Raw genomic sequence first — 13010 nt, forward strand, 5'->3', positions numbered from 1 at the left:
GGATGCCTTGTCCGTGCTCTAAGCTCGACATCCTGCCATCAGGGGAATAAGAAACAAATGAGTAACTTCAAGGACATCGTAGGCGAGTTTGCATCGCATGGTACGCGGCAGACGCGTCCCTATCCTCGCCTGACGGTCCGCCGCGGGGCGGGGAAATGTCTGCTGGCCACGCTGGCGCTGCTCGCCGGCCAGGGGGCACTGGCGCTCAAGTTGACGCAGGTGTCGCCGCGCGGCGAGGTCGCGCAGGTCAACCAGGTCGTCGCCACGTTCGACGCCGCTGCGGTTCGCCTGGGCAATGCGAAGGCGCCCGATCCCCTGGAAGTGACCTGCGACAACGCCGAGGCCGCCCGAGGCACAGGGCGCTGGACCAGCGAGCGCCGCTGGGTCTTCGATTTCGAACGCCCCCTGCCCCCCGGCGTGCGCTGCACCGTCTCGACACGCGCCGATTTCCGGGCCACCGGCGGCGAGGCGCTGCCCGCGGCCACCAGCCGCTTCCAGACGGGCGGCCCCGCCGTCGTCAACCGCTGGCCCTACGGCGGCCAGATCGAGGAAGACCAGGCCTTCCTGCTCGAACTCAATGGCCCGGCCACGCCCGAGAGCCTGGACAGCGGCGTCTGGTGCGCGGTAGAAGGCATCGGCGAGCAGGTGCCCGTGCGGCGCCTGGACGACGCCACCCGCAAGGCGCTGGCCGATGCGCGCGGCATCGACGCCAAGCGCCAGACCATCGCCCTGCAATGCAAGCGCACCTTGCCTGCGGGCGCCAAGGTGCAATTGGTCTGGGGCAGCGGCGTGCAGACGCCATCGGGCGTGCCCAACAAGGTGGAGCGGCGCTTCGACTACAAGGTGCGCGAACCGTTTGCCGCCGAGTTCAGCTGCGAGCGCGAGAACGCGCGCGCCGGCTGCCTGCCGATCCGGCCGATGACGCTGCGCTTCAACGCGCCGGTGCCGCGCGCCATGGCCGAGCAGGCGCGCCTGGCCGGTGGCGACAAGGCGCGCGAGCCGAAGATCGACGAAGGCGGCGGCCCTGACGACCTCGTTTCGTCCCTGCAGTTCGCGCCGCCCTTTGCCGAAAAGACCAACTACCGCATCGAGCTACCCGCCGACTTCAAGGACGCCTCCGGGCGTTCGCTGGCCAGCGCACAGTCCTTCCCGATGACCGTTGCCACCGGGGCGATGCCGCCGTTGGCCAAGTTTTCCGCCGCGCCTTTCGGCGTGATCGAGCGACTGGCCGAGCCCGATGGCCAGGCCTACATGCCCATCACCGTGCGGCGGGTCGAGAACGACCTGCAGGTTCGCCAATTGGCCGACCTGCAAGTGAAGGACGACGCCGAGATCATCCGGTGGAGCCGCCTGCTGCCGCGCTACGACAGCGGCACCATCGCCCGCACCGACGCGCGGCGCGACAGTCCCAAGCCCTTGCCGCCGCCTCGCGACAAAGACGACCGCAACGACGTCGAAACGCGCGTGGTGTCGCTGCTGGACGGCCGCGCCGGCGTGCGCCAGGCATCGTTGCCCAAGCTCGACGGCAATGCCGAACGCCCGTTTGAAGTCATCGGTGTGCCGCTTGCGCCGGGCTTTCACGTGCTGGAAGTCGCCTCGCCCTTGCTGGGCCAATCGCTGCTCGATCCGCGCTACGGCGAGCAGCGCACGATGTACGTCCGCACGAGCGCGCTCGTCACCAATCTGGCGGTTCACTTCAAGCAAGGCCGGGAGAACGCGATGGCCTGGGTGACCAGCCTGGACCGTGGTGCGCCGGTGGCTGGCGCGCAGGTGCGGGTGCTCGGTTGCGACGGCAAGGAAGCAGCCGCCGGCCGGACCGACGAGCAGGGCCGAGCGATGTTCGCCAGCCTTTCCGGGCGGCCGCCGGCCTGCCCGGGCGCCGATGAGTGGGAAGAGCGCGCCTGGTTCGTCAGCGCCCGCGCCGCCGACGACAAGGGCGTGCAGGACATGGCCTTCGTGTGGAGCAACTGGCAGCGCGGCATCGAAAGCTGGCGCTTCAACTTCCCGACCAGCACTTCGCCACAGGCCGATGTGGTGGCGCACACGGTGTTTGATCGCTCGCTCTTGCGCGCTGGCCAGACCGTGTCGATGAAGCACTTCCTGCGCAGCCAGACCGCCGCCGGTTTCGGCCTGCCTTCGGACCGTCCGCAAACGCTGGCCATCATCCACGAGGGCAGCGACCAGGAGTTCACCCAGCCGCTGAAGTGGCGCAAGACCGGCAGCGGCGGGCTGAGCGCGGAAAGCAGCTTCACGCTGCCCGCTTCCGCCAAGCTGGGCAGCTACCGCGTCGAGCTTCGCCCCGCCGAGGAAGGCGAGGGCGAGGACGATGGCATGCGCACCTTCCAGAGCGGCAGCTTTCGGGTCGAGGACTTCCGCCTTCCCGTGCTGTCCGGCCGCATCGGCGCCGGTGGCGACGCGCCGCTGATCGCGCCGGAAAGCATCGATGCGGACGTGCATCTGCAATACGTCGCGGGTGGCGCCGCCGGCAACATGCCGGTCAAGGTTTCGGCGATGGTGCGCCCGCGCATGCTGCAGTTCGCGGACTACGAGGCCTACAGCTTCAGCCCGCCCCGCAAAGTGCGCGGCGGCGAAGAGGCGGACTCGCAGGACAGCAACGAAGCCCGCGTGATTGCCGATGCGCTGGCACTCGACCTCAACGCGGAGGGCGACGGACGTACCCGCATCGCGCCCCTGCCCAAGCTCGAGCAGACGCCGCGCGAGCTGGTGCTCGAAGCCACCTACGCCGACCCCAGCGGCGAGATCCAGACCCTTCGCAGCAACAAGACCCTGTGGCCCGCCGAAGTGATTGCCGGCGTGCGCGCGGAAAGCTGGATCTCGGTGGACAAGGCCCTGCCCTTCCAGGCACTTGCGCTCGATCTGAGCGGCAAGCCGCGCGCCGATGTGCCGATCGAAGTCAAGGCCGTGGCGCGCATCACCACCAGCAGCCGCAAGCGCCTGGTGGGCGGCTTCTACAGCTACGACAACCACACCGAGGTGCGTCAGCTGGGAACCGTGTGCAGCGGGCGCAGCAATGCCCTGGGCCTCCTCGAATGCAAGGCCAAGCTGGAGACGGCGGGTGAAGTGGAACTCGTGGCAATCGCCAAGGACGGCCAGGGCCGCACCAGCGCCGCGTCCACCGGCGTTTACGTCACGCGCCAGGGCGAACTCTGGTTCGGCGGCGAAGACCACGACCGCATGGACGTGCTGCCCGAAAAGAAGAGCTACAAGCCCGGCGAGACGGCACGCTTTCAGGTGCGCAGCCCCTATCGCCATGCCACCGCGCTGGTCACGGTGGAACGCGAAGGCGTGCTCGACACGCAGGTGGTCCACATCGACGGCGACGACCCCACCGTCTCGCTGAAGATCAAGCCCGAGTGGGGGCCCAACGTCTACGTGGGCGTGCTGGCGCTGCGCGGCCGGCTGTACGAAGTGCCGTGGTACTCCTTCTTCACCTGGGGCTGGCGCAAGCCGCTGTCGTGGTGGCAGGCGTATCGGGAAGCCGGCAAGGACTACACGCCACCAACGGCGATGGTCGACCTGAGCAAGCCCAGCTTCCGCTTCGGCGCGGCAGAGATCAATGTGGGCACCGACGCCAACCGCATCCAGCTTGCGCTGTCGACCGACCAGGCGCGCTACCAGGTCCGCGGGCAGGCCGTGCTGCGCATCCGAGGCACGCTGCCCGGCGGCGCACCGGCGGCCGGTGCCGAAGTGGCCGTGGCGGCCGTGGACGAAGCCCTGCTCGAACTGCAGCCCAACACGAGTTGGAACCTGCTCGATGCCCTGATGCAGCGCCGCAGTTGGGGCGTCGAGACGTCCACCGCGCAGATGGAGATCGTCGGCCGTCGCCACTATGGCAAGAAGGCCGCTCCGCCCGGCGGAGGCGGCGGCAAGAAGCCCACCCGCGAGTTGCTCGACACGCTGCTGCTCTGGCAGCCGCGCATCGTGCTCGACGCACAGGGCCAGGCCGAAGTGCGCGTGCCGCTCAACGACGCGCTGACCAGCTTCCGCCTGGTGGCGATCGCCGATTCGGGCGCCAGCCTGTTCGGCACCGGCCAGACCAGCATCCAGACCACGCAGGACCTGCAGATCATCAGCGGCCTGCCGCCGCTGGTGCGCGAAGAAGACCGCTTCCGCGCCCAGTTCACGCTGCGCAACACGACCGACAAGCCGATGAAGGTCAAGCTCGCGCCTCGGGCCACGCTGCTCACGCTGTCGCCGCAGACCATCGACCTCGGCGCCGGCCAGTCGCAGGAGGTGGCCTGGGAAGTCACCGCGCCGGCTCAACTGGCACGCACCCGCGCCGAGTCGATCCTGTGGGAGATCGAGGCCGAAGACACGCTGGGCAAGGCGCGCGACGCGCTCAAGATCATCCAGCGCATCCTGCCCTCGCTGCCGCTGACGGTCCAGCAGGGCACGCTGGTGCAGTTGGCCAACGCGCTGGGTGCGCCATTCCAGGTGGATGTTGCGCCGCCACCCGGCGCACTGGCGGACAACGGCCAGCCCCGTGGCGGCCTGCAGATGTCTCTGCAGCCGCGCCTGGCCGACGGACTGCCCGGCGTGCGCGACTGGTTCCTGCGCTACCCCTACAGCTGCCTGGAGCAAAAGAGCAGCATCGCATTCGGGCTGCAGGACGTGCAGCGCTGGCAGAAGGTCGTCGCCGACATGCCGGCCTACCTCGACCGCGACGGCCTGCCCAACTACTTCCCGCCACGCGACGGTGACAGCAGCAGCGGCAGCGACACACTCGCCGCCTACCTGCTTTCGGCCAGCGACCAGGCCGCCAAGCTCGATGCGCGATTTGCATTGCCGCCCGAGTTGCGCCGTCGGCTGGAAGACGGCCTGGTCGCCTTCGTCGAAGGCCGGCTGGAACGCAAGTTCTGGAGCCCGCGCAGCGACCTCGACGTGCGCAAGCTGGCGGCGATTGAAGCGCTGTCCCGCCACGGCCGCGCTTCGGGCGCCATGATCACGTCGATCACCATCGCGCCCAACCAATGGCCCACCGGCGCCGTCATCGACTGGCTGCAGGTGCTGCAGCGTGTGAAGGACGTTCCGAGGCGCACAGAGCGGCTGGAAGAAGTGCAGCAGATCCTGCGTGCCCGTCTGTCCTACCAGGGCACGCGGCTGCTCTTCGCCGACGAGCGCGGCGACGACTGGTGGTGGCTGATGACCGGCGCCGACGTCAATGCCGCACGCCTGCTGCTGGCGGTGATGGACGATCCGGCCTGGCGTGATGATGTGGGCCGCCTGGCCACCGGCCTGATCGGCCGCCAGACCCGCGGGGCCTGGCAGACCACCACCGCCAACGTGTGGGGCAGCCTGGCGCTGGCACGGTTCAGCGCGCTCTTCGAACGCGAGCCGGTCGAAGGCCGAACGCTGGCCGAACTGCGGCCCGCCGGTGGCGGCAATGCGCAGGAAGCGATGGTGGACTGGCGCCAGCTCGGCAAGCCGGCTGCTTCGCCTGTCGCCGGCACCACGAGCGGGCCGACCGACCCTGGCATGTTCCTGCCCTGGCCCAAGGGCGGCGACGCCACATTGCAGGTCCGGCACAACGGCGGCGGCCAGCCCTGGCTGACCCTGCAGGCCACGGCCGCCGTGCCGCTCGCCGGGCCGCTGGATGCCGGCCTGCGCGTTCGCCGCAGCGTCACACCCGTGCAGCAGGCGCGCACCGACCTGCCGCCGGGCCGCTACAGCCGTGGCGACGTGCTGCGCGTGACGCTCGATGTGACCTCCAGCACCGACCTCACCTGGGTCGTGCTGAGCGACCCGGTGCCCGGCGGCGCCACCGTGCTGGGCGGCGGGCTGGGGCGCGATTCGCAGATCGCGACGCAGGGCGAGAAATCGCCACGCGGCGCCTGGCCGGTCTACGAGGAGCGCAGCTTCGAGGCCTATCGCGCCTACTACGACTACTTCCCCAAGGGCAGCATGAAAGTCGAATACACCCTGCGCCTGAACAACGCCGGCGACTTCGCCCTGCCGCCCACGCGCATCGAGGCCATGTACGCGCCCGAGATCTTCGGCATGTCGCCCAACGCCCGCGTGCAGGTGGAGGCCGGCAAGTGACGCCTTGGCGCAGCGCCGTCTCGGCCGCCCTGATGCTGGCGTGCGCGGCTGCGTGTGCCACCGGCACCTCTTTCGAGGAAGTGCGCGCCGGATGGCGCCCCTCGTACACCATGGTGCAAGACCGCAACGGCGAGCCATTGCAGCGCGTGCGCACCGATTTCGGCGCCAGGCGCGGGGCCTGGGTGTCGCTGGCCGAAGTCTCTCCCGCCCTGCGCGCGGCCCTGCTCTACAGCGAGGACCGCCGCTTCTGGGAACACAGCGGCGTCGATTGGCAGGCCGTGCCGGCCGCGGCCTGGGGCAACCTGTGGCACACCCGCACGCGCGGCGCGTCGACCATCACGATGCAGCTGGTGGGCCTGCTCGACGACAACGACGCACCCGGGCGGCGCGACATTGGCCAGAAGCTCGACCAGGCCATCGGTGCCTTGCAACTGGAGCGCAGCTGGCGCAAGGACCAGATCCTCGAGGCCTACCTGAATCTGCTGCCGCTGCGCGGCGAACTGGTGGGCATCGACGCGCTTTCGCGGCAGCTCTTCGGCAAGGCGCCGCACGGATTGAATGCGCGCGAGTCTGCCGTCACCGCGGCACTGGTTCGCGCGCCCAATGCCGCGCCGACGGTCGTGGCGCGGCGCGCCTGCGAGATCTGGCGCACGGCCGACGCGGAGCATGCGGACTGCGCCGCCCTCGCCTTCTACGCCGAGGCGGTGCTGCGGCGACGCGAGTTCGCACCCAGCGCCGGCGACGCGCCGCATGCCGCACGCCAGGGGCTGCGCGTCTGGCGCGAAGCACATCCCGATACGCAGCAGGCACCAGAGCAGCTGCGCACCACGCTCAGTGCGCCGCTGCAGCGCATGGCGGTCGCGCTGCTCGATCGACAGCTGCGCGAACTGCGCGATCGCAACGTGCGCGATGGCGCCGTGGTCGTGCTCGACAACGCCAGCGGCAACGTGCTCGCCTGGGTGGGATCGTCGGGCAAGGCCAGTCGCGCGCCGGAAGTCGATACCGTCCTCGCCCGCCGCCAGCCGGGCTCCACGCTCAAGCCCTTTCTCTACGAACAGGCCATCGAGCAGCAACGGCTGACGGCGGCGTCGCTGCTGGACGATTCATCGGCGCAGATTCCCACGCCGGGCGGCCTCTACATCCCGCAGAACTACGACCGCCAGTTCAAGGGCCTGGTCAGCGTACGGACCGCGCTGGCCGCTTCGCTCAACGTGCCTGCGGTGCGCACCCTGGTCGCCGTCACGCCCGACGCCTTTGCGCGCAGGCTCGTCGCGCTGGGACTGCCCCTTGACCGGCCGGGCGACCACTACGGATACAGCCTGGCACTGGGCAGCGCCGAAGTCACCCTGCTGTCGCTGACCAACGCGTTTCGCACGCTGGCCAATGGCGGCCGATACGCACCGACGCGACTGCTGCCCGGCGACCCGTCCGCCGCGCCGACCCAGGTCATGGACGAACGCGCCGCCTTCATCGTCGGCGACATCCTCTCCGACCCGAATGCACGCATCCGCACCTTCGGCCTCGACAGCCTCCTGGCCACGCCGTTCTGGAGCGCGGTGAAGACCGGCACCAGCAAGGACATGCGCGACAACTGGGCCGTGGGATTCTCCGAGCGCTACACCATCGGCGTGTGGGTAGGCAACGCCAACGGCGAGCCGATGTGGGATGTGAGCGGCGTGAGTGGCGCCGCGCCGGTCTGGAGCGAGCTGATGCGCGCCCTGCATCGCGAACTGCCCAGCCATGCGCCCGCGCGGCCGCAGGGCGTCGTCCGCAGCCAGGTGAAGTTCGGCCCAGTGCTGGACGGGACTGGCGCGCCCATCGAAGCCGCTCGCGGCGAGTGGTTCGTCGCGGGCACGGAGCAGGCCGAATTCATCGCGCAGCGCGATCGCCCAACGGCCCCGGATGGCGCCACCGAGACGGCGCGCATTGCGCGGCCTGCGCCCGGCACGTTGCTGGCGCTGGACCCCGACATCCCGCCCAGCCACCAGCGCCTGCGGCTGGAGGCCATCGGCCTGGCACGCGATGCGAGCAGCGCCCAGCAGGTGCAATGGCGCATCGGCGGACGCACCATTGCGAGCGGTGCGCAAGCACAGTGGCTGCCCTGGCCGGGAAGGCACACGCTCGAACTGGCCGACGCGCAGGGCCGCGTGCTGGATCAGGTGCAGTTCGAGGTGCGTGGGGCCGGCGTCGTGGCGGGTGCTGCCATGCCGGCGGCTCGATGAAGTCAGGCGGCCGACCGGCGCCCTGACACGCGGCTGCGCAACGAACCCATCACCGCATAGCGCAGTGCCATCGGCCAGAAGCGCGGGGGCAGATGCATCACGTCGCGCAAGGCGCCGGCGATGGAATCGCCCGCCCGCCTGCGCAGCGGCGAATCGATGGCGATCCAGTAGAGCCACTCCTGATAAGCCGCGAGGATCCGCCGGGCCGCCGCGCGGCGCGGGCCGGGCTCGCCCACCGGCAAGCGCGATGCGCTCGCCACCACGCGACGCACGCCGCGCCACATGGCCGGCCCGTTCTTGCTGAGCGATCCGCTGCGCTGCCGGTACACCGCCAGCGTGTGATCCATGCGGACCCAGCGCGGTGAGGCGACCGCCAGGCGCAGCCAAAGGTCGAGGTCTTCGGCGTGCGTCAGGTCCGGCCGGAACAGGCCGCAGCGCGCGAACAGTTCGCGCCGCACGATGATCCCGTTGGTCGGCACCGTCTCGGCGTTCAGCACGCTCAGGAACGGGGTCGGCTGCAGGCTCGGCGCATCGTGGTGGCCGACGTGCCGCCCGGCTTCGTCGATGAGCTGCATGCCGCAGATGAACACGTCGGCATCGGGGTTGGCGGCCCAGGCCTTCTCGAAGGCCTCGCGATAACCGGGCCGCAGCAGGTCGTCGCTGTCCAGGAAGAGCACGAAGTCGGCACGGCTTTCCAGAATGGCCCGGTTGCGCGCCACCGAAGGTCCGGCGTTGCGCTGACGGATCACCCGCACGCCTTCGTGTCGCTCCGCGTCGTCGGCCGAGCCGTCGGTGGAGCCGTCGTCCACCAGCAATACGGGAATGCGGTTGTCGTTCCAGGACGAATCGAGCGTCTGGCCCAGCGTGGCCTTCGCGTTGTACGAGGCCGTCAGGGCTTCGAGGCTGGGGCGCTTGTCATCGGCCACTGGCGACTCCCGAGATCGGCCTGCCCTGGCGCCAGTCCGCGACGATGCGTGCGCCAAGCTCTCGCCCCTTGATCTCGGCCAGGTAGAAGCGTCCGATGGGCTCCGGAAGCCGAAACGCGCGCCAGCGCTGCGCGAGCTTTTGCAGGGCGCCCAGGCGACGTGGCGGCGGCCTTTCGAAACGGATCTGGTCGACCAGCACCATGCCCAGGTAGATGCTGGTCAGCAGCTCTTCCATGTAGGGCGCGGTCAGCCGCCCCGCCGGCATGATGTGCTCCAGCTTGAGCGCCGCGAAGCGGCCGAAGCCGAGGCCGACGTCGAGCGACGTCAGCATCAGGTCCATGTCTTCGCCGCCGATGCGAACGGTCCCTCTCGGCCCAAGGATCTGGCGCAGCGGATGCGTGCCATAGATCGCCAGGTATTTTTCCCAGACGGCACGGCGCACGAAGGCGCCGGCAGAAGGCGGAATGCCGTCGTGCGACCCGACTTCCGTGCAGACGATGTCGCCGGCAAGCGGGAAGATGGCCAGGTACTTCTGGTAGTTGGGCAGCCACTCGGGCGGCGGCGCGAGGAAGCGCGCGATCAGCTGTCCGCCCCAGCAGCCAAGCTCGGGATGCTCGGTGGCGATGCGCAGTCCTTGCGCCAGGTAGTCGGGCGCAAGGATGTTGTCGTCGTCCACGAAGAGCAGCAGCGATGCACCCTGCGCCGATGCTTCTTGCAAGGCGCGCGCGCGGGCGGCCGAAATGCCCAGCGACGCTTCGACGACGATCCGCGCGCGCGGGTGCCAGTCCAGGTCGAGGCGGTCCGACAAGGCGGGCGTCGACGCGTTGTCGATGACCAGCAACGACCATTCGGTGACCGGCACCGTCTGGGCACGCAGCGCGGCGAGCGTTTCGTCGATGAATTCCTTGCGCGGGTTGTGCGCGCAAATGGCAACCGTCAGTTCGGACATGTGCCGCGCCAGCTAGGTCCGCCGCCAGTCGTCCGGGCACTCGAACGTTCCCAGCGGCCGTGCGGGATTGCCGCCAACCATGGTGCGTGCGGGAACGTCCTTGGTCACGACGGCGCCGGCACCGATCACGGCATGATCGCCCACGCTCACGCCGGCAAGCACGATGGCGCGGTGGCCGATCCACACGTTGCGCCCGATGCGCACCGGCGCGGTCTTGACCGGCTGGTCGGGCGAAACGCAATGGAAATGGGTGTCATGGATCGCGACGAACTCGCCGATGTGGCAATGCTCGCCAATCTCGACCGAGCAGGCCGCGGCCATCGTGGTGCCCTGGTTGATGAAGGTGCCCGCGCCGATGGCCATGCCAGCGCCATCGCCGACGAAGACCTCCACCGGATGAACCGGCGAATAGAAGTCGACGCCGTGGCTCAACTGGAGCCGCCCGTGATTGACGATGCGCGGCAAAACGCCGGAGGCAAACACTTCACCCTCGGCAACGACGCCTTGCCGGCGCAGGAACCTGGCAACGCTCTTGCTGCGCACGCCCTGCCGCCATTTGTCCAGGCGCCCGCCGATGCGCGACAACAGCCTCATGGCGCCGCTCCCACCAAGCGATTGCGATCCGGCGCCGGCCTGGGGAATGGGTGCGTGGGAGTTGCCCATGGCTTACCCCCTTGCAAGGGGCGTCTTGAACGGGCTCTGGTTCGCGCCTTCCGGGCCGAGGCCGGATGTCGGATCCGCCTCGCTGCGCGTGGTCAGGCTGGAGGCCATCCGCAGCAGTCCGTGGCGGCCTTCATGCACGTTGGGATAGGCGCGCGGCGCGCCCGGCAACGCCAGCGGATGCAGTTCGAGCTCGACGCACTCGGGCGCGGAAAAAACTTCGTTGACCGGATCGAAGAGATAGAAGTCGACGAAATAGCGCCCAGGCAGCACGGTCATCGAGTTGAGCTTCAGGCGAAACGAGAAGCGGCCTTCGTAGCGCTGGAAGTCCACGCCCTCTTCAGGGCCCCAGACGTCCGACAGCTTGAGCCCATTGGCATCGTGCCAGCGAAACAGCGGCACGCATGAAGGCGTGGGCGTGGGCGTTTCCAGCACCACTTCGATCTCGACGGGCTCCAGGAAGTCGATCGCGCTCATGTTCGTCGCAACGCCGTTGACCTTGATCTCCACCAGGTCCACGCCGATCGAACTCTTGTACTGCACTTCCGATACCGACGGCGTGCGCCTGGCGTACTCCTCCAGCACTTCCTGCGCCGTGCCCTGCAAGGCGAGGCGGCCGTTGGCCAGCAGCAGGCCCTTGTTGCACAAGGACTTGACCACCGCCATGTTGTGGCTGACGAACAGCACCGTCTTGCCGCCCTCGGTGCTGACTTCGCGCATCTTGCCCAGGCACTTGTTCTGGAACTGCGTGTCACCGACGGCCAGCACCTCGTCGATGATGAGGATCTCCGGATTCAGGTGCGCGGCCACCGCGAAGGCCAGGCGCACGTGCATGCCGCTTGAATAGCGCTTGACCGGCGTATCCAGGAAGCGCTCGACCTCCGAGAAATCGACGATGGCGTCGAACTGCCGGTCGATCTCGCGCTTGCGCATGCCCAGGATCGAGCCATTGAGGTAGATGTTCTCGCGCCCGGTCAGCTCGGGGTGGAACCCTGTTCCCACTTCGAGCAGCGAGCCCACCTTGCCATACAGGCGCACTTCTCCCGCGGTCGGCTCGGTGATGCGGCTGAGCACCTTCAGCAAGGTGCTCTTGCCGGCGCCGTTGCGGCCCACGACGCCGACCACGTCGCCCTTCTTGATATCGAAGGAAACGTCATCCAGCGCGCGGAAATCCTCGAACTGCTGCGGACGGAAAAGATTCTTCACCGCGGCGAAGGCAGCATCCGTCACCTTGTCGTGGCGCTGGGCCAGGTGCGAGATGCGGTATTCCTTGGTCAGGCCGCGAACGGAAAGCGCGAGATCAGACGACATCGGCGAACCTCCGCTCGGACCGCTGGAAAATGGCCAGCCCCACCACGAACATCAGCACCGAAGCTACCCCGCTCCAGGCCACAGCGCCCCAACTGGTCACAGGAGTTCCAAGGACCGCCCAGCGGAAGGAATCGAGGATGCCCACCAGTGGGTTGAGCGCCACCAGCCACTGCACCGACTGAGGAATGGCCGAAGCCGCGTACGCCACCGGGCTGGCCCAAAGCAGGAACTGGGTGAGCACAGGCATCAGGTGACGCACATCGCGGTAGCTCACGTTGAGCGCCGCCGCCCACAGGCCCATCCCCAGGGCGAGCAGGATGGCCATGACCAGGGCCACCGGAAGAAACAGCAGCTCCAGCCCCGGAACGATGCGGTAGACGAACATCAGCGCCACCATCACCGCGGCGCCGATGCTGAAGTCCAGCATCACGCCGTAGATCGAGGACAAGGGCAGCACCATGCGCGGGAAGTAGATCTTGCTGATCAGCCCCGCGTTGACCACCATCGAATCATTGGTCTTGGTGAACACCTGCAGAAAGGCGTTCCAGATCAGCAGCCCGGCATAGCCGAACACGAAATACGGCACGCGGTCGTCGCCCGTGGGCAGCTTGGCGATCACGCCGAACACGAAGGTGAACAGGCCCGCTCCGATCAGCGGCTGCAGCAGCACCCAGGCCACGCCCACCACCGTCTGGCGATAGCGCAGCTTGATGTCGCGCTGCGCCATGATGTGCAGCAGGTCGCGGTATTCCAGCAGGTCGCGCCAGGGCAGCAGTGCGCCGCGCCGTCGCGGCTTGATGATGAGCAAGGGTTCGCCGGCGGTAGTCATCGATCAGACAGCTCCAAATCCAAGCCACGCTGGCCGATCAGCCGACAGCGTTT

Annotated in this window: 7 protein-coding genes; 2 read left to right on the forward strand and 5 right to left on the reverse strand. The window is 68.7% G+C overall.

What is annotated here, in order from left to right; all coding sequences use genetic code 11:
* Positions 1-57: 57 nt before the first annotated feature.
* Together QTH91_RS16780 and pbpC are read left to right on the forward strand one after the other, a co-directional pair.
* Positions 58-6060, forward strand: a complete 6003-nt coding sequence (locus tag QTH91_RS16780) for an alpha-2-macroglobulin family protein (RefSeq protein WP_286661236.1) — start codon at positions 58-60, stop codon at positions 6058-6060.
* Positions 6061-6092: 32 nt separating this feature from the next.
* On the forward strand, positions 6093-8282 hold the full coding sequence (pbpC, locus tag QTH91_RS16785) for a penicillin-binding protein 1C (RefSeq protein WP_286661607.1): 2190 nt from the start codon (positions 6093-6095) through the stop codon (positions 8280-8282).
* A gap of 2 nt (positions 8283-8284) precedes the next feature.
* Here pbpC and QTH91_RS16790 read toward each other — a convergent pair whose 3' ends face one another.
* From QTH91_RS16790 to QTH91_RS16810, 5 genes are all read right to left on the reverse strand, one after another.
* Positions 8285-9208, reverse strand: coding sequence for a glycosyltransferase (locus QTH91_RS16790; protein ID WP_286661237.1), 924 nt, complete (start codon positions 9206-9208; stop codon positions 8285-8287).
* Positions 9198-10157: a glycosyltransferase gene (locus QTH91_RS16795; RefSeq protein ID WP_286661238.1), complete on the reverse strand. Its 960-nt coding sequence runs from the start codon at positions 10155-10157 to the stop codon at positions 9198-9200. The genes QTH91_RS16790 and QTH91_RS16795 overlap by 11 nt, the downstream gene beginning before the upstream one ends.
* A gap of 12 nt (positions 10158-10169) precedes the next feature.
* Positions 10170-10751, reverse strand: coding sequence for an acyltransferase (locus QTH91_RS16800; protein ID WP_286661239.1), 582 nt, complete (start codon positions 10749-10751; stop codon positions 10170-10172).
* 72 nt (positions 10752-10823) lie between these two features.
* On the reverse strand, positions 10824-12128 hold the full coding sequence (locus tag QTH91_RS16805) for an ABC transporter ATP-binding protein (RefSeq protein ID WP_286661240.1): 1305 nt from the start codon (positions 12126-12128) through the stop codon (positions 10824-10826).
* Positions 12118-12957, reverse strand: coding sequence for an ABC transporter permease (locus QTH91_RS16810; RefSeq protein WP_286661241.1), 840 nt, complete (start codon positions 12955-12957; stop codon positions 12118-12120). The genes QTH91_RS16805 and QTH91_RS16810 overlap by 11 nt, the downstream gene beginning before the upstream one ends.
* Positions 12958-13010 lie beyond the last annotated feature (53 nt).

This window comes from Variovorax dokdonensis (assembly GCF_030316895.1).
Lineage (GTDB): Bacteria > Pseudomonadota > Gammaproteobacteria > Burkholderiales > Burkholderiaceae_C > Variovorax > Variovorax dokdonensis.